This is a genomic window from Carnobacterium pleistocenium FTR1, from assembly GCF_000744285.1.
GTDB classification, from domain to species: domain Bacteria; phylum Bacillota; class Bacilli; order Lactobacillales; family Carnobacteriaceae; genus Carnobacterium_B; species Carnobacterium_B pleistocenium.
Genome location: NZ_JQLQ01000002.1, coordinates 2,322,861 through 2,342,249 on the forward strand (window position 1 = coordinate 2,322,861; position 19,389 = coordinate 2,342,249).

A 19,389-nucleotide genomic window follows, 5' to 3' on the forward strand; every position below is an offset into this window, starting at 1 on the left:
TCCCTTACTCTTTTTTATCATTATAAGTGGTATAGACCAAAAAAGCAAGTGAAAAATAAAGCCCTTAATCTTCAAAGAAGTTAAGAGCCTTACTGTAATTTTCACCCACGGTAACATCGTATTGAATTGCGTCATAAACCTTTAATAGCTCCTGTGTTTCCTTTGAGAGTTCATTTCGTTTTTCAGACACTATTGTTGAATCTCGTTCAATATACATTCCTTTTTCAAAAGCTGGTAAGGCTTCTTCTAATTCCATTAAAAGAGCATAAAAAGCAGTGACTTGTGCGTCTGAAATATCTAAAATATGATTCATAAAATAGATTGGACTGATGGTTTCTACTGTATCATTATTTTCAGTGAAATTAGAATAGATCAGCAGTGGTGTCTGATGTATTTTCAAATTCCCGTTGGTTTCTATAATCGTCTCACTATAAAAACTTGGCAAATGATCTCCCCAGAATACAACGATTGTTTTTTCCGGGAGTTGTTCCACAGTGGTTAAAAAATCAGCTAATGCCACATCACTATACGCTAAATCCTGCAAATAATTAGCCGCTTCTTCGGCATTCCCCGTTCCTTGAGCTGAAAAATCTGTATCAGGGTATTTGCCATCGTAAATCATATGATTCTGCATAGTTACCAAATGAATAAAATCCGATTCATTTGTCGATTCCATTTGTTTCAAGACTTCTTGATAAGCGGATTCATCTGAAATATAAGGATTTTGTTCTTTTTTATCTAAAAACTCCATATTTGTTTCATTTAAAAATGTTGTAAATCCTAGATTTTGATACACTTCATTCCGTTTATACATCGTTGTGTTATAAGGATGTATAGCCGTTGCTTTATATCCTTGCTGTTTTAAGTAAGAGACGGCAGAAGGCAGCTCGCTCATCCTAGAAACCAGTTGAGTATAAGGTGTTGTTAAACTAGCAGACATTGGTTCCATTGACAGTCCAGTCAATGCTTCAAATTCAATATTAGCTGTTCCACCTCCATATCCTTGAGATAAAATAGTCCCACTCACTACTTCTTCTTTTAGAGACCGTATTCTTGGAATAGGATCTTCTGAAACGGTTATCCCGTCAAGAGCTAAAGGATCTGAAAAGCTTTCATTCATTACATATATAATATTCACATCATTTATTACCGCTGATCTATTTTCATTTATTTCAGACGCTTTTTCTTCATACTTTTGAACGATCGTTGTTAGTTGTTTTTTTGAATAATCAGCTGGTTTTTCCATTGCTTCTACGCCAATATTATACAAAAACCCGCCTATAAATCCGTTATTATAATAATTCATCTGTTGGCTATAAGGTATCCAATAAGCATACCGATCATATGCTTGCCTTAATATATTATCTGGCTGATTGAAGCCCAAGCTGTAAAAAAGAACGGCACTTGTAATGAAGAACGTACTCCCTCTCACTAGCCAGTTCATCTTCTTTTTGACAGCTGTATCCAAATATTTGGAATCTCTTTTTCTCTTCTTAATGATAATATAAGTACTTAAACTTACTACACTGATTAGAAAGATAATGACTACTAAAATCAATTTACTATCGACCATTTGAATTAAAAAAGGCAAATCACTGATTAGCAAAAGGTCAGAAGGATATAATGGTTCTCCACGCAAAGCCATTTTCTGCTGTGTGGTCACTCCCATTGCAACTATAATAACTGTCATGATCAAGACACTCAACCAACGCGAACCAACCAGTGCTGCTATCCATAAATACAGCAGAAACAGCAAAAGCGCTCCCAATAAAAATATTTCCGTGTTCCAATAAAAAGTAAAATTGACAGCTAGCGAAAAATCATATTGATTTTGAAAAAATTGAAGTAAAAAATTTCCGAAAAACGCTATAATCAGTCCTATTAGAATCGTTATCAAACTATTTATAAGAATACTTGACTCTTTATATAAGGATTGACTTGTTTTATGTCTGCTTATTTTTTCCATTCTATCCACCTTTGCTAAAAAAAATTTATTTTACCTTTTATTTTTTTTGTCTGTTTCCTTCAAAATATAGATTGGCCTCTTCTTTGTTTCAAGATACGTTTTCCCAAGATATTTGCCCACTATTCCTAAGCAAAATAATTGCAATCCTCCAATAGCCAATACAATGGTCACTAAAGAAGGCCACCCCGCGGTTGGATCATCAAACAATACTGTTCGTATAACAATTGCAATCATAAAGAAGATAGCCATTATAAACGAAGTCAATCCCACAAAAGAAGCTATTGCTAGGGGGATATCTGAAAAATCAACAATTGCATCTAATGAATACTTAAATAAAGACCATATCGACCAGGAAGATTTACCAGCCACCCGTTCCTTATTTTCGTACTCTAAGTATTTCGTGTCAAATCCTACCCAGCTGAACATTCCTTTTGAAAAGCGATTGACTTCAGTCATGGAAAGAACAGCTTCTACCATTTGACGAGTCATTAGTCTATAATCTCGCGCTCCGTCAACAAATTCAACGGCTGAAATGCGCTTCATGATTCGATAAAACTCTTTAGCCAGAAATGAACGGAGAAGAGGCTCACCTTTTCGACTTACCCTTCTTGTCCCTACACAATCATATTCTTCATGTCGGATAAGTTGGAGCATTTGAGGCAATAAATCAGGAGGATCTTGCAAATCAACATCCATTACAGCTACATAGTCGCCAGTAGAATATTCTAATCCGGCATATAAAGCAGCTTCTTTTCCAAAATTTCGTGAAAAAGATAAATACTTAACAGAATCAGGGTATTGTTTTGCCATCTCTCTTAGTACCGTTAATGTATGATCTTTTGAACCATCATTGACAAATATATATTCAATACTTGTATTCGGTAATGCTGTTCGGATTTTTTCAACCGCAGTAAAAAAAAGGGGAATCGTTTGTTCTTCGTTATAACAGGGAATAACGAGTGACAGTTTTTCCATTTCCACTAATTCCATCTCCTTGCCTAATTTTTGAAAAATGGTCTAAGAATTTCTGGATTTATGATAACAAAAAAACTGGAATTTATGTTCCAGCCTTTTATCAGTACTTATTCCTTTTGTAGTTAGCTTTTCATTTCCAAAAATCATCAAATATTGTAATTGGCAAGTGACGTTTGTGTTCCGTTTTTAAGAACAAGCTCTCAATTTTTTGAGCTGCTTCTTTTGGTGTCTCTTTGCCTTCTAAATAATCATCTATTTGATCATAAGTCACGCCCAATGCTTTTTCATCTGGTAAAGACGGTTTATTTTCTTCTAAATCAGCAGTTGGTGTTTTTTCGTATAGCTGTTTAGGAGCACTTAGTTCTTTTAATAGTGCTTTCCCTTGACGTTTATTTAATCTAAAGATTGGATTGATATCCGTTCCGCCATCTCCAAATTTTGTATAAAATCCGGTAACGGATTCTGCAGAGTGATCTGTTCCTACTACAGCTCCGTTATAACTCCCGGCTATCGCATATTGAATGATCATGCGCTGACGAGCTTTGATATTTCCTTTAATAAAATCACTAATCGATGTACCGCTATCTTCTAATGTTTTTACTGTTGCATCTACTCCAGGCTTCACATTTACTTTAACGATTTTGTCCGCCCCAATAAATTCAATAGCGTCCATAGCATCTTTTTCATCAGCTTGCTCTCCGTAAGGAAGACGTACAGCAATGAATTGGTATTCATTGTCTCCAGTCTCTTCACGCAATTCAATCATAGCCAATTGACTTAATTTTCCAACTAATGTAGAATCTTGCCCTCCGCTAATACCGAGCACCAACGTTTTTAAAAATAAATGCTTTTTCAAATAGTCTTTCAAGAAATCCACACTTTTTCGTATTTCAACTTTTGGATCAATAGATGGACGAACGCACATTTCTTTAATGATTTGTTCTTTTAATTTTGACATACAGCATCCTCTTCTCTTTGATTATACGTTAAGTTAAATAGAGCATTGTATATTTTCTCATTCAAAAGGGTCAAGATTATTTAGTCATTTACTTTACACTACTATTTATATTTTTTCAGCTAATCTCTTTACATTGTCACGTACATTTTCGATAGACTTTATTTTATGATCGTAAGCAGCTTGCGATAAATCTACTGGATACCCTTCTGGATTCAAGTTACGCTTGTATTCTTCCCAAAGCATACCTAAGCTGTTTTTAGCATACATTTTTATTTCTATTAATTTTGGTAAATCATAAACTAATTTTCCATCGACAAAAATCTCTTTTAATAAGGGTCTAGCACTGAAATCAGTAACTGTTTTATTAATATATGTGTGAATGGGATGGAACATAAACAGCTCTTCCTTTTGATCGGGTCTTTCATTCCATAGCGTAATATAATCTCCTTGTGACTTTCCACCATCATTTTTTGTAATACGCCACACCTGTTTTTTCCCAGGAGTAGAAACTTTTTCAGCATTACTGGAAAGCTTCAATGTATCTACCATATTTCCTTGCTCATCTTCAATAGAAACTAGTTTATAAACCGCGCCTAAAGCAGGTTGATCATAGGCTGTGATTAGTTTTGTTCCCACACCCCAAACGTCGATTCGAGCACCTTGCATTTTTAAGTTTAAAATTGTTTTTTCATCTAAATCATTTGATGCATATATTTTTGCTTCAGTAAAACCTGCATCATCAAGCTGTTGGCGTACTCGTTTTGAAATATATGCCATATCTCCGCTATCAATGCGTACACCTAAAAAGTTTATTTTATCGCCTAATTCTTTGGCAACTCGGATAGCATTTGGTACACCAGATCTCAAGGTATCATACGTATCCACTAAAAACACATTATCTTTATGTGTTGTAGCGTACGCCATAAAAGCATCATAATCATTTCGATAAACTTGTACTAATGAGTGAGCATGCGTCCCACTGACTGGGATACCAAAAATTTTACCTGCACGTGTATTGCTAGTAGCATCGCATCCGCCAATATAAGCTGCCCTTGTTCCCCAAATAGCAGCGTCCATTTCTTGCGCTCTTCTAGTTCCAAATTCTAATACTGGCTCATCTTTTACAATAGACTTAATATTAGCAGCTTTAGTTGCAATTAAAGTCTGGTAATTCAAAATATTTAAAATAGTTGTTTCGACTAATTGACAATCGATTAAAGGCCCCTCCACTTGAATAAGCGGTTCACCAGCAAAAACAACTTCACCTTCAATCATTGAGCGAATCGTTCCTCTAAATTCGAAATTCTTTAAGTAAACTAAAAATTCTTCAGGATAAGTAGCTAAACTTCTTAAATAATCGATATCGCTTTTTGTGAATTCTAATTTTTGAATGTAGTTGATCACGCGTTCTAATCCAGCAAAAATAGCGTAGCCACTTTGAAAAGGATTATTTCTATAATACGCCTCAAAAACCGCATGAGAATCTGCTTTTCCTAATTCCCAATAGGTTTTCATCATATTAATTTGGTATAGATCAGTGTGTAATGCCCAACTGTCATCTGGATATATCGTATTCATTACTGTTCCCCTATCTGTAATTTATTCCCGTTAATCATACCATAAACTCAGTAAAATATGGAGATTTCAAGAGATTATCTAACTGGACTGATCCGCAAATACTCTCCCAGTTCCTTTTGCTATTCTGATAGGTTTTGTTGCTTGTTCATAATTTTTTAAACGAATTTCTTTAATGGCTACTTCTCCTGCACGATATTGGATGGATAAGGCAATTTTGTCTGAACGATCCTCTAGTTTAGTTACAGCAAAGAAATGGCGGATGGCTACTTTTTGGTAGGCTGATACAACTAAGGCTCTTGGGGTCGAAGCTGTATAAAGCTCTGTTAACTGTGGATAACAAGCGGCCAAAAAAGTTCCCCTTACGCCAAATGCTGATTTAGAATACGCATCGTCTTCTTGATGATGACCAATGTGTCTAAAATTATAAGAACGATTATCGTGCTCCGAAAGATGACCAATAATTTGGATATCGGATGCAGCGGAACTTGTCTCATGAGCTTTGATCTCAACTCCTCCAAAACAAAAAGCCGTATGATTATTTACTAAGGTAACGTGCTGCGAACCATCATCTACCTCAATGCCATTCGAATTAGCGTAATTTTTTTTATGAGAACGGCCACTAGGATGATGGGCATAAGAATTAGAAATAAAAATATAATCACTATGGTGCGTGGTGATCCCATCATCGCCAAATCCGCTCGTTTCTATTTGGTCGATCCAGACATATTGGCTGCCTCTGTTTGCTCTGCGACCGTCTCCCGAGTAATTATAAAGTGTTGCGGTAACATCAATGCCATGCAATCCTGGATTGATTATCTTTACATTACGGATTATGGCATAATTTACTTGAGCCAACGTGATTCCACTAGAGTAAGTCCCACCACTCGCAGTTTTTTCAGTGTTGTTCAATCTTGTGACATTCCAATCTAAACTCATTCCTTCAATGTAAATATGATGATTCCCATTTAAATGCTGCTTGTTGGTGATTAAGCGTGTCTTTTTAGGAGCATTTTTATGCAAGATAAGAAAGGTTTGGTTTACCCCGCTTCCAATCAATTCTGTATGAGAAGGAATTTCAATTCCTCTAACAATGTATTTTCCAGGCGGTATGACCACACGTCTAAAACCATTAGCGAGAGCTTTTTTAAAGGCTTTTGTACAATCTTTTTTCCCATCTCCCACTGCACCATAATCAAGAACAGAAACCTCTTTTGTTCTTTTTTTTAACCAAGTCATTTCAAAGTCTAGTACTATCTTCCAATGAGGAAAAACATTCCCTTTTTCACCTACTAAAACAGGTGGTTCAGTTGTAAAATCATTTTTTCTATAACTAAGTCCATTTACTGCTAATCGACCAGTTTTCTGTTTTGCCAAATTACCTGTTAAAGTTCGAAAAAGCTTTTCCGTTTCGCTAATAGCTTCTATTTTTTTTATCGTACTATTATATGAAGGAAAAATAGATGTTAACTTTTGTTGAATCGCTTGTTCTTGATTCACTCACTTCACCCCTTAAAGTTTCTCACTTCATTCTTGAGTCTCAATGTACATTAGCTTTCCTTTACATTGTCCACAAACGTACTTTTGAGTGTTAACTTTGCGTTGTCGGTAGATAAACTGTGAACAACTTTGACATTGATAAAGCATTCTTTTTTTTACGGGTTTAACATTCTTATTTAATGACTTTACAAATCTTGAGCCACCGACTTTTATTAACAGTTGTTTAAATTCTTTATCTTTATGTTGAAAGCCTTCACCCGATAAATGCAGATGGTAATGGCACAGTTCATGTTTGATCACCCCTAAAAATTCATCAGCTCCAAAGACTTCTAAAATTTTAGGATTAAAATCTAAATTATGGGACTTTAAGTGATAACGCCCTCCTGTTGTAAGCAGACGATTGTTAAATACCGCTTGGTGTTGGAAAGGTAGTCCAAAACAATCACGTGATATTTTCTTTACTAGTATTTGCAATTCAGCTTGATTCATATCTATTCTTCCTTTTAGAACTCATTTTTTATTTCCAACACATTTCTTATATTTTATTTTACAATTTTACAAGCTGCCTCACAACTATAAGCTGTCAAGCAAAAAAGGAATTGAGAAAATCACAATTCCTTTTTTATAAGCTGTATAATTTTTAGTATGGATAAATAAATGGCTCATCCCAAAATTCTGGAGGAATAGGGGTTGCTTGTAAGTATGCATTGGATTCAATGTGAATGAAACAGCATCAGCGCTTCAGCGATTAAGTTGTGTTTGAAGTTTAAAAGTCTGCAGACTTCCTTTCAGGCTTCAGGCGCTGCCTTGGTTCCACAAGCAAGTTCGTATATTCCAGAAGAAATTTCATTTTGAAGCATCCACACTATTTGACCTAGAGCCTTTTTCTGCATCTTGTCATGTTGAATCGTTTTCGCTTTATCCTTTTGGTTTCAACATCGTTAGGGCAATGCGTCCTTTTTTCAAATCCACATTATCAACCCAAACAGTTACAACATCTCCAACTGAAACAACATTTGTTGGGTGTTGAACATATCCTTTGCTTAATTTAGAAATATGAACCATTCCGTCTTGTTTAACTCCTATATCTACAAAAGCGCCAAAATCAACAACATTTCTGACGGTACCTTCTAATTCCATACCGGATATTAGATCCTCCATGCTTAATACATCTGTGCGCAACAATGGAGCTGCTAGTTCATCACGTAAGTCACGACCTGGTTTTGACAAAGCTTGTACCATATCTTTTATGGTTTCTTTACCTAAACCAACTTGTTCAGTTAATGCTGATAGTTCCATTTTTTCCAGAACTTTTTTGGCTTCCATACTGCCAACATCTGATAAAGACAATCCTGCTAATTCAATAATTTGTTTTGCTTCTTTATAGGTTTCAGGATGAATTCCAGTGTTATCTAATACATTTTTCCCACCAATGATACGCAAGAACCCAACTGCTTGTTCATAAGCTTTAGGGCCTAAGCGAGCAACTTTCTTCAGTTGAGCACGACTTTCAAAACGGCCATTTTCTTCACGGTATGCTACCACGTTCGTTGCTGTTGTTTTATTTAATCCCGCAACATGTTGCAATAAAGGTGCACTTGCAGTATTTACATTTACTCCAACCTGATTAACAGCTGTTTCTACTACAAAATCAAGTCGTTCTTCTAGTTTTTTTTGAGAAACATCATGTTGGTATTGACCCACACCAACCGATTTAGGATCAATTTTAACAAGTTCGGCTAACGGATCTTGTAAACGACGTGCAATGCTGACAGCACTTCTTTGTTCAACTTGCAGATCAGGAAATTCTTCTCGAGCCGTTTTACTTGCTGAATAAACCGATGCACCTGCTTCGTTTACAATAACATAGAAAACTTGTCGTCCCATTTCTTTTAAGTTTTCAGCAACAAATGTTTCAGATTCACGGCTAGCTGTTCCATTTCCGATTGCAATCATTTCAACTTGGTAAGACTCAATCAATTTTTTGAATTTAACAGCTGCTTCAGCACGTGCATTGACACCCGCTGGCTTATGCGGATAAATTACATCGATTGCTAGCACTTTCCCTGTAGGATCAATAACAGCTAACTTACACCCTGTGCGATAAGCTGGATCCAATCCTAACAGGATTTTACCTTTTAGAGGTGCTTGCAATAATAAGTTACGCAAATTTTCTCCAAAAATATGAATCGCTTGTTCTCCCGCTGTTTCAGTTAATTCTGCACGAATTTCACGTTCAATCGATGGTCCGATGAATCGTTTATAACTCTCCTCGTAAGCCGCTTTTATAAACGGTGCAGCTGTTGATTGCGGCTGCTCAATTAATTGTTTTTCTAAATACTCATAGATTTTACTTTCTTCTAGAGCAAAAGAGATTTTTAAAATATCTTCTTTTTCGCCACGATTCATGGCTAAGATACGATGAGAAGCAACTTTTGATAATGGTTCACTATAATCATAGTACATTTCAAAAGTTCCTTTTTCATCTTTTTCTACCTTTTTAACTTTAGCTGTAATAGCTCCATTTTTAGAACTGTACTCACGGATCCAAGTTCGATATCTAGGCTCATCCCCGATTTTTTCGGCAAGAATTTCATGTGCTCCAGCTAATGCCTCATCACTGGTTGCAACTTTTTTTTCTTCATCGACGTATTTTTCTGCTTCGGCTTGAACACTGTCTTTTGGAAAAGACAACAGCCACTCTGCTAATGGCTCTAGTCCACTTTCTTTTGCAATAGTTGCTTTTGTACGACGCTTTTGTTTAAACGGACGATATAAATCTTCCACTAGCTGCATTTTTGCTGCTTTTATAATTTCTCTTTCAAGTTCTGGTGTTAATTTCCCTTGTTCCTCAATCGTTCTTAGAACATCATTTTTTCGCTTTTCTAAATTCGTTAAGTAATTATGACGCTCTTCTATTTCGCGTATTTGAACTTCATCCAACGTCCCAGTCATTTCTTTTCGGTATCGGGCGATAAAAGGGACAGTATTCCCTTCAGCTAGTAAGTCTAAGACCGTTGTTAATTGTTTTTTAGAATAACTTTTCAATTCATTTTTTAGTAGATCTAATACAATTGATTCATTTGTTTCAGTCATGTCGTTCTTCCTCTCTCGTTCCACTTTACTCAACTATTTTACCATAAATAAAGAAGGCTATCCAAATCACGCTTATTATACACAGCAAGCTCTTATTTCCTTGAAAAAAGTAGGCAAAAAGGTTTTATCCTCTTTACCTACTTTTTAAGGCCTATAATTTTTAGAGTTGCGAAATTAATTAAATGACTCACCAAAAATTTTTGGCGGAACAAGGTTGCTTGTAGCCATGTATTAGATTCAATGAGAATTACACAAGGTTGACACCTCAGCGATTACGTTATGTTTGAAGCTTGAAAGCCGGAAAGACTTTTTTTAGGCTTAAGGCGTTCTCATGGCTCTCCACAAACAAACCTGTTCATTCCAGAATAAATCCCATTTTGAGTCATCCACCTTATTTGACCCAGAGCCACTTTTTACTTTTCCGGTAGTTGAAATACAACTATCGCTTTACTAATTTCGGTTTCTGGATCTTTGGTCAGCCAATGTTTAGACCCCCCTAAACAAGCACAAATGTAACTCACATGGTTCTCCACTAAGGTTTTTCGATAATGGACATGCCCCATGATACTATAAGCAATCGGGTACATTTGATAAAGCCTTTCGTAGGAAGAACTTCCTAGAAAAGCATTGAAATAATCATAAATTTTATGTGGCAAAGAAACGACAAATTTCGGATGAGTAACCACATGTGTCATCAAGATGATCTTGCGATCCCCCACTGATTGAAGGTCTGCTTCTATCTTATTCAGCATCCATTGAGCAGTTTCTTGATTCTCTTCTCCCCAATGAACATATCGTTTGTCTTGCCACATACCCGATCTTAATTTCATTTCATTAAATTCTGCTTGTGTATATTTAGTTTGATCTCCATACCCATGGTCATACCATCCAGCATTTCCAACAATGGCCCATTCATCATTTAAAATATACGGTTTATTTAACAAACTATTGGGCTGTTTTTTGAAAAATCGATAGATTTTTTGGGTATCTGTTTCTCCATTTTTTATTGACCAGAAGTCATGATTTCCTGGGACAAATAAAACTGGAATACCACTTTTATCTGTGACTTCATCTAGAAATTGTTGCGATACTAAATAATCACTGCTAATATCGCCCGCAATCAGCATCAAATCAATATTTTGATAGTTGATTTGTTTTATAATAATTTCTGAAAAAGCTTCTTTCCCAACTAGTCTTTTCTTATTAGTATCAATATGCAGATCTGATAGTACACCAATTTTCATAAACTTCCCCTTTATTCAATTTCTTATATAGTTTTATTTATTCTTCAATCAATCCTTGTTCCATTAAAAATTGTTGGGCAACTTCACTTGTACTTTTTCCGTCAACATTTACAGCATAATTCATTTCCCGCATCTCTTCATCTGTAATTCTACCAGATAATTGGTTTAAAATATCGGCTAATTCAGGGAAATCTGCCAATGTTTCAGTCAGCATTAATGGAGCCCCTTGATAAGGTGGAAATAAACCACGGTCATCTTCTAAAACAACTAACTCATATTGAGCAAGTTCGCTATCTGTTGAATAAGCATCAACCAAATTAATATCCCCTGTTTCAATTGCTGCATAACGAAGTTTTGGTTCCATTGTTTGAACTTCTCCAAAAGTTAGCCCATATAGATCTTGGATTCCTAAATACCCATCTTGGCGATCAGAAAATTCTAATGTGAAACCAGCTTTAATTTCATCTGCGATCGGAATCAAATCAGAAATAGTCTCAAGCTGATATTCTTCTGCTAGTTCTGAAGTAACCGCAAGTGTATAGGTATTATTAAATGCCATAGGTTCCAACAAGGACATATCATATTGTTCTGCTAACCCTTCTTTAGCTTGTTGGTAAACAGCTTGTCCATCTGTTGAATCCAATTCTTCATTTAAAAAAGTTGCTAATATTGTTCCAGTATATTCTGGGTAAATATCAATATCCTCAGACTCTAATGCATTGAACACGAAAGTTGTTTTCCCCATGTTCGGCTGTAACGTAACCGCTACATCCGTTTCTTCTTCAATCAAATATTTATACATATTCATAATAATTTCAGGTTCTGCACCTAATTTACCTGCGATAACTAACTCTTCTTCATCTTTCGCCAATAAAGGTACAAATAGTAGGCTTAAAATAATAACACTAAGAACACCCAATGTAACGATTGTTTTCTTGAAAGAGATTTTTTCAAATATGCTCAAAAGGTAATCAAATAAAATTGCTAGTAGCGCTGCTGGAATCGCTCCTAATAAAATCAAATAGTTATTTCCACGATCGATCCCTAATAAAATAAGACTCCCTAATCCACCGGCTCCAATTAAAGCTGCAATGGTCGCAGTTCCAATAATCAACACCATTGCATTGCGAATCCCTGCCATGATGACCGGCATAGCAAGTGGAATTTGAACTTTGATCAGTTTTTTAAATCGATTCATTCCCATAGCATCTGCCGCTTCATTAAGTGATGGGTCCACTTCCATTATTCCAGTGTAAGCATTTCTTAAAATAGGTAATAAGGCATAAATTACCAATGCTATAACAGCCGGTAAAGTTCCTATTCCTACTAAAGGTATCATCAATCCTAGTAGAGCAAGTGATGGGATCGTTTGAAAAATAGAGGTGATTTGTATCATAATAGTTGCCATTTTTTTATGTCTAGTTAAATAGATTGCTAGCGGAATAGCTATAATGACTGCTATAAACAATGAAACAAATGATAATTGCATATGTTCAATCAAGGCAGTTCCTAATTGACTTCTACGTTCCTGAAAGGTAGTGATAAGTTCATTCATATTATAGCACCACACTTTCTTTTTCAGCATGAATTTCTTGAGCTAAATAATTAAGCAGCTGTTGTTTTGTGATTTTGCCTATCTTATTGCCTTCTTCCTTGATGAGAACAAACTCTTCTTTAGCTAAAGCGACAATCAATGTATCCACCGTATCCTCAGGAGTTACGTAAAGTCCTGTTTCTTCTACTGCTTCATTAATTTCTAACTTTCCGGTTGCAATGATCTGTTGAATTGTTGGCGTCTTTTTAAAATCACTGATACCCGTTTGTAGAAATTTGCGAACAAAATCATTTTTAGGATGATTCTGGATTTCACTGGGAGTTCCTACTTGTTCTATTTTCCCATTATTCATTAAACAAATACGGTCTCCCAGAGCTAAAGCCTCTTGTATATCATGCGTTACAAAAACAACAGTTTTGTTCAACTTCTTTTGTAACCTAGCTACATCATTTTGCAAGTTGCGTTTGCTAATTGGGTCTAACGCACTAAATGGCTCATCCATTAAAATGATGTCCGGGTTAGCTGCTAAAGCTCTAATCACACCAATTCTCTGCTGTTCTCCACCTGAGAGTTCAGACGGTTTACGATTCCGGTATGTTTCTGGATCTAATCCAACACTATCTAAAAGCTCAGTCACTCTATTTCGGGTATCTTCTTTAGACCACTTTTTCATTTCTGGAACGATCATAATATTTTCTTCAACAGTCATATTTGGGAATAAAGCGATTTGTTGCAATACATACCCAATATTCCATCGTAATTCTTGTAAATTGTAGTCGCTGATTGGTTTTTCATCTATTCGAATGAAACCGGTCGATAATGGAATCAGTCGATTGATCATTTTAAGTGTCGTTGTTTTTCCACTTCCACTTGGTCCAATGAGCACAAAAAATTCCCCATCTTTTATTTCTAAATTGATATTCGATACTACCGGTTTTCCTTTTTCATATTCTTTAGAAACATTTTCAAAAAATATCATTTAATTTCTCCTTTGACTAAGTTCTTATAATTTATACATTGCCATCCCAAACGAATCCTATATTGTCTATTTTAATATCTTCGACTAATTCTTCTTCATTAAATACAACGCCATGAAGGGCCCCTCCATATACAGCTCCTCCATCTATACCGATTTTATGATCCTCTATCCATAAATCAGTTGTTTGATTGTCTCCATATAAAGCAGGCGTAATGGTATGGCCAAATACAATTGTTTTTCCTGTGTTGTTTTTTTCTTTATGAAAGGGTTCACGGATCCAAACATAATCATAATCAGCTGTTTGTCGCCAATCACTTTTAGCTAGATCCACACCCGCATGAACAAATAAAAAATTTCCCCACTCATAGTAAAGCGGCAATGCTTCAAGGAAAGGCTTCAGCGTGGGGTAACGGCTAGTCAAAATCATGGCGATTTCTGTAGGTGAGTATTCATCCTCTAAACCAGAATGCAAGAATGTTTCAAGAGTTTTCATCCCACCATTTAAACAGTAAAGGCTATAATTTTTTTCCGGATCGTTTATAAATGCCAGCAACATTGCTTCATGATTACCCTTTAAATAAATAGCCCCTTTTTGCTCAACTAATGACTGCGCCAACAAAAAACAAGCTTTTGGGTTTTCACCGCGATCGCCTAGATCACCAATTAAAAGCAGCTGCTGTGTCGCTTCATCCCAATGAGTCAACATTTCTTCAAACATTGAAATTTGTCCATGAACGTCTCCAATTGCAAATAATTCTTTTTTCATCCTCCAACACCTCTTTAGAAGTTTTCATTATTATACCAGTTGAGCAAAATATCTTATAAAATAATGATTTTCGACCTAGTTTGTAAGGCATTAGTCTAGACTATAAAAAATAGAATCATTATAATTAGGAAAACGCTCACTGCTAATAATGACAATAATAGAAAGGAAGTATCTAGCCATGAATTGGAAAAAAGGAGTCGGAGTTGTTATAGCTATTGCCATCATTGCCTTTATCTTTTATAGTGTTATAAATTCTAACACTGAAGAAGAAACGATCACCGTGCAAATTGCAAAAGTATCACAGGAGACGATCAAAGAAACACTAAGCACAAATGGATTAATTGAATCTACCCAAACGCAAACTATTTTTGGTCAAGGACTGATTCAAGATGTACCTGTAAGTGTAGGCGATTCTATTGAAGAAGGTGCTACTCTTATCTCTTATAGAGATGGAACAAATCAGACAGCTGATTTTAATGGTACCGTCACAACAGTTAACGCAAAAAATGGCCAAGTTGATTTAAGCAGTCAAAATGGTGAACCTGCCATCGCAATTGCTGACTTAAGCAATTTACAGGTTACAATCAACTTAAGCGAATCAGATGCACCCCTTATTGAAGAAGGACAAGTTGCCGTATTAACGACTGGAGATCAGTCTTTTGATGGAACCGTATCGCATATTGACCCTACAGCTTCTACCGTAACAAGTCAGACCAGTACATCGATGGTTTTAAAGTCCATCATTTCTTTTGATACACCGCCCGAAGGTCTGTTTGCTGGATTTAATATTGATGTTGATGTGACAACAAATACTGCGGAAAATGTTTTAGCTATTCCAATTGAAGCCCTCTTGTATGACGTAGATAATAACCCATATGTTTATGTTGTTGAAAATGAAAAAGCATTGACTACACCGATAGAAACTGGCATCCAATCCGCTACAAACGTAGAAGTAACGGATGGTCTTACACTGGATGACACAATTATCTTATCTCCTGATGATACGATCAGTGATGGTACTAAGGTGACTAGTGAATAGGAGGGAGCTCAACCATGATCAGCATTAAAAATATCGTTAAAACATATACCACTGGTGAAGAAAAATTAGTTGCTTTAGATAATGTTTCTCTAGAAATAGCAGCTGGCGAATTTACTTCAATAATGGGATCAAGCGGATCAGGTAAATCGACGTTAATGAATATTTTAGGTCTATTAGATCGTTTTGATTCAGGTACTTATATGCTGAACGGTCAAAACGTAAGTGATCTAAGTGATAAAGAAAGTGCCAAAATTCGCAACAAAGAGATTGGCTTTATTTTTCAATCCTTTAACTTGATGCCGCGTATGTCAGTTTTAGAAAATGTTGAATTGCCTTTAGTGTATGCCGGTGTGAAAGCTAAAGAAAGAAAAGAACGAGCTCTAAAAGCTTTAGAGCGTGTCGGTTTAAGCGATCGCGTCAAACATAAACCAAATGAAATTTCAGGTGGTCAGAAACAGCGCGTCGCTATTGCCCGGGCAATCGTAAATAATCCTCATGTACTAATGGCAGATGAACCTACAGGAAACCTTGATTCCAAGACGACCGTTGATATTATGCGTATTTTCCAAGAGTTAAATGCTGAAGGAACAACTATTCTGATGGTCACTCATGAATCTGCAGTAGCCTTATATACTAAACGAATACTCACATTTAATGATGGTGCATTGATAAACGACCAATCTCAAAAATCAGTTTAGAAGGGAGTTTCCGCATGAATATTCTTGAAAATTTCAAAATGGCTGTCGACAGTATTTTTTCAAATAAATTACGGTCTCTTTTGACTATGCTGGGAATTATTATAGGTATCACAGCTGTTATAGCTATTTTATCAGTCGGAAATGGTGCGACTTCAGAAATCACTAACACGTTCAATGATTTTGGAGCTTCTACTATTTCATTGTCCTTAAGTGATGAAGCTACAACTGATGCAGCGATCACAGATGCAGACATTACAGCACTAAAAGATTCTATCCCTGAGATAACACGTATTTCACCAGACAATACAGTTAATACAACCGTAAAGTCGGATTTTGAAACCCGAACAGTTTTGGCATTTAGCGGTACTTCAGATTTACAATATACCAATCAGTCAATGGAAAGTACCCTCATCTATGGACGCTACTTCAACCAAAGCGACTATGATGATGCAAAAGAAGTGGTCGTAATTACTGAAGATACAGCTACATCACTGTTTAATGGTCGTCAAAATGTGATTGGTGAGGATATCCAGCTGTTGAGTAATACTGGGACTACTCTTAATTTGAAAATTATCGGTATTGTAGAAGGGACCTTTCAAGAATTACAAGGCTCTTTTGATCTAAGCCAGATGCCTTTATTCTTAGCTCTTCCTCTTACAACAATGGAGAAGTTAAATCCAACAATGGCCCTTATGAATAGTTTAACGGTTCAAGTGACGGATAAAGATGCAATCGAATCAGTCTCTAATCGTATGGTTCGACTATTAGAAACGAAACACGATTCTGTAGGAGAGAATTTTTATACAGCGACTAACTTTTTGCAAGCTCTTGATCAAGTAGATTCAGTTTTAAGTTTGTTTGTAAACTTTATCGCTGCTGTAGCAGCAATTGCTTTATTGGTAGGCGGAATTGGTGTTATGAACATTATGCTCGTATCTGTAACTGAACGAACACGTGAGATTGGTACCAGAAAAGCTTTAGGCGCGACAACGAATACCATTCTTTTTCAATTTTTAATGGAAGCCGTCATATTGACTCTGATTGGTGGAATTATTGGTCTGTTTTTGGGTATACTACTTGCAAATGTTATAGCTAACGCTTTAAATATTGTCCCTAATATTACCTTAGGATCTGTTGTTCTTGTTCTTCTTTTCTCTACTGCAGTAGGAATTTTCTTTGGGATTTATCCTGCTCGAAAAGCTGCAAAATTGGATCCAATAGAAGCTTTAAGATATGAATAACCATTTCTAGAAATTATGATCAGCTACAAAAGAAGACTGTATTTTAGTGTGTATAAATAAGTTGAATGACTAATCCCAAAATTCTCGAGGAATAAGAGTTGTTTGTAACCATTGTTTTGGATTCAGGATTCAGGCTCTTCCATGGTTCCACAAGCAAACCCGTCTATTCCAGAAGAAATTTCATCTTGAAGCATCCGCACCATTTAACCTAGAGCAAAAAAAAGCTAGGACATTTTTGTCCTAGCTTTTTTAGATTAAATATCAGATTTTATAATTGCTGAATCATCATTTAATATTTTATCATCAAAACTCTTAATTCTTTTTGACGAGATGATTCCTGCAATCATGCTATCATTTACATTTAACAATGTACGTCCCATATCAATCAAAGGTTCTACAGAAATAACTAAACCGACGATTGCTACTGGTAAATCTAATGCTCCTAGTACGATCAATGCAGCAAATGTTGCTCCACCACCAACACCAGCAACTCCAAATGAACTGATTGTAACAACAGCTAGGATAGTAAGAATATAAGCTGGGCTAAATACATCTACTCCTACAGTAGGTGCTACAATAGCTGCTAGCATAGCTGGATAAATACCTGCACACCCATTTTGACCAATTGATAATCCAAATGTTCCAGAGAAGTTTGCTGACGCTTGATCTACTCCTAAAGTTTTTGTTTGTGTTTCAATATTCAAAGGTAATGCACCCGCGCTTGAACGAGCAGTAAAGGCAAAACTTAATACCGTAAATGTCTTTTTAATATATTGAATAGGATTGACTTTTACTCCCATCAATATCAACATGTGAATCAAAAACATAACGATAAGAGCTGCATATGAAGCAATAACAAATTTACCTAAGTTAAGTAAAGCGTTAAAGTCACTTGTAGCAAGTGCCTTAGTCATTAAAGCAAAAATTCCGTAGGGTGTTAATCGCAATACTAAAGTAACGATACGCATTACAATTGCATATAAACTTTCAATTATTTTAGCAAAGAATTCTCCCGCTTCTTGATCTTTACGGTTAACTCCTAAATAGGCTACTCCAACAAAAGCAGAGAAAATAACAACCGCAATTGTACTTGTCGAGCGTGAGTCTGCTAAATCAGCGAAAAAGTTTACCGGGATAAAGGCTAGAATTTGTTCTGGAATACTTAAATCAACGACTTGCTCTTGAGTGACATTTAGTTCCTCAATACGTGCCGTTTCAGCTGTACCTTGTACAAATTCTGCTCCATCTAAATTAAATACCATAACACTCATTACTCCAATGAATGCGGCAATAGCCGTCGTTCCTAAAAGTGTTGCTAATACGGTAAAACTAATTTTACCAAGATCTTTCGACCCTTCAATCTTTGTAAAAGCTCCTACAATAGATACAAAAATTAATGGCATGATCAACATTTGTAAGAAATTAACATAGCCATTTCCGACTATATTGATCCAATCGATTGATCCAGTAGCGACCTCACTGCCCGCTCCAAAGATAAGCTGTATCACAGCTCCAAACACAACACCTGATCCTAAAGCGATAAAAACACGTGTTGAAAATTTTATATGTCTTTTTTGTAATTGCCAAAATCCAGCAAGTACTGCAATAAATAATACTAATACTATACCAATATAAAGATTTGTCATAATAATCCTCCCTTTTTTGCTTCCTTAATTCAATTAAGAAAACAGATCCATCATAAGATTAAAGGTCTCAAGTAGCCTTTTCCAAAGTAACTACCCTAAAAATGAGGACTTGCCTTGCATTTTTAGTGACTTTTAAATTTTACTTTACTTT

The 19,389-nt window shown here is 35.8% G+C and carries 15 protein-coding genes; 3 read left to right on the forward strand and 12 right to left on the reverse strand.

What is annotated here, in order from left to right:
* Window positions 1–64 precede the first annotated feature (64 nt).
* The 11 genes from BP17_RS11380 to BP17_RS11430 all read right to left on the reverse strand — a co-directional run bounded on the left by BP17_RS11380 (window position 65) and on the right by BP17_RS11430 (window position 14,614).
* Window positions 65–1,966: an LTA synthase family protein gene (locus BP17_RS11380; protein WP_035054494.1), complete on the reverse strand. Its 1,902-nt coding sequence runs from the start codon at window positions 1,964–1,966 to the stop codon at window positions 65–67.
* Between the two features lie 30 nt (window positions 1,967–1,996).
* Window positions 1,997–2,941, reverse strand: coding sequence for a glycosyltransferase family 2 protein (locus BP17_RS11385; RefSeq protein WP_035055483.1), 945 nt, complete (start codon window positions 2,939–2,941; stop codon window positions 1,997–1,999).
* Window positions 2,942–3,071: 130 nt separating this feature from the next.
* Window positions 3,072–3,899 carry an ammonia-dependent NAD(+) synthetase gene (nadE, locus tag BP17_RS11390; RefSeq protein ID WP_035054496.1) on the reverse strand — a complete coding sequence of 276 codons (828 nt, stop codon included), beginning with the start codon at window positions 3,897–3,899 and terminating at the stop codon, window positions 3,072–3,074.
* Window positions 3,900–4,004: 105 nt separating this feature from the next.
* Window positions 4,005–5,477 carry a nicotinate phosphoribosyltransferase gene (locus BP17_RS11395; protein ID WP_035054498.1) on the reverse strand — a complete coding sequence of 491 codons (1,473 nt, stop codon included), beginning with the start codon at window positions 5,475–5,477 and terminating at the stop codon, window positions 4,005–4,007.
* 78 nt (window positions 5,478–5,555) lie between these two features.
* Window positions 5,556–6,974, reverse strand: a complete 1,419-nt coding sequence (locus BP17_RS11400; RefSeq protein ID WP_035054500.1) for a glycosyl hydrolase family 28-related protein — start codon at window positions 6,972–6,974, stop codon at window positions 5,556–5,558.
* Window positions 6,975–7,001: 27 nt separating this feature from the next.
* Window positions 7,002–7,463 (reverse strand): SprT family protein, encoded by a 462-nt coding sequence (locus BP17_RS11405; protein ID WP_035054502.1) that lies wholly within the window; start codon window positions 7,461–7,463, stop codon window positions 7,002–7,004.
* Between the two features lie 429 nt (window positions 7,464–7,892).
* A complete protein-coding gene (locus BP17_RS11410; protein WP_035054505.1) occupies window positions 7,893–10,070 on the reverse strand; it encodes a Tex family protein in 2,178 nt (725 codons plus the stop codon).
* 413 nt (window positions 10,071–10,483) lie between these two features.
* Window positions 10,484–11,314: a metallophosphoesterase gene (locus tag BP17_RS11415; RefSeq protein ID WP_035054506.1), complete on the reverse strand. Its 831-nt coding sequence runs from the start codon at window positions 11,312–11,314 to the stop codon at window positions 10,484–10,486.
* A gap of 37 nt (window positions 11,315–11,351) precedes the next feature.
* The gene (locus BP17_RS11420; RefSeq protein WP_035054507.1) at window positions 11,352–12,869 is read right to left on the reverse strand and encodes an ABC transporter permease/substrate-binding protein; all 1,518 of its coding nucleotides are present in this window, start codon (window positions 12,867–12,869) and stop codon (window positions 11,352–11,354) included.
* Between the two features lies 1 nt (window position 12,870).
* Complete coding sequence (locus BP17_RS11425) at window positions 12,871–13,848, reverse strand: ABC transporter ATP-binding protein (RefSeq protein WP_035054508.1); 978 nt, start codon at window positions 13,846–13,848, stop codon at window positions 12,871–12,873.
* A 31-nt stretch (window positions 13,849–13,879) separates the two neighbouring features.
* A complete protein-coding gene (locus tag BP17_RS11430; protein ID WP_035054509.1) occupies window positions 13,880–14,614 on the reverse strand; it encodes a metallophosphoesterase in 735 nt (244 codons plus the stop codon).
* Window positions 14,615–14,792: 178 nt separating this feature from the next.
* Here BP17_RS11430 and BP17_RS11435 point away from each other — a divergent pair, with 178 nt between their 5' ends.
* Genes BP17_RS11435 through BP17_RS11445 form a run of 3 tightly spaced genes read left to right on the forward strand, consistent with a single transcriptional unit; the run spans window position 14,793 to window position 17,592 of the window.
* Window positions 14,793–15,653: an efflux RND transporter periplasmic adaptor subunit gene (locus BP17_RS11435; protein WP_035054510.1), complete on the forward strand. Its 861-nt coding sequence runs from the start codon at window positions 14,793–14,795 to the stop codon at window positions 15,651–15,653.
* Between the two features lie 14 nt (window positions 15,654–15,667).
* Window positions 15,668–16,351 carry an ABC transporter ATP-binding protein gene (locus tag BP17_RS11440; protein ID WP_035054511.1) on the forward strand — a complete coding sequence of 228 codons (684 nt, stop codon included), beginning with the start codon at window positions 15,668–15,670 and terminating at the stop codon, window positions 16,349–16,351.
* Window positions 16,352–16,365: 14 nt separating this feature from the next.
* Window positions 16,366–17,592 (forward strand): ABC transporter permease, encoded by a 1,227-nt coding sequence (locus BP17_RS11445; RefSeq protein WP_035054513.1) that lies wholly within the window; start codon window positions 16,366–16,368, stop codon window positions 17,590–17,592.
* A gap of 254 nt (window positions 17,593–17,846) precedes the next feature.
* On the opposite strand, the gene BP17_RS11450 is transcribed toward BP17_RS11445, so the two are convergent.
* Window positions 17,847–19,238: an L-cystine transporter gene (locus BP17_RS11450; protein WP_035054515.1), complete on the reverse strand. Its 1,392-nt coding sequence runs from the start codon at window positions 19,236–19,238 to the stop codon at window positions 17,847–17,849.
* Between the last annotated feature and the right edge of the window lie 151 nt (window positions 19,239–19,389).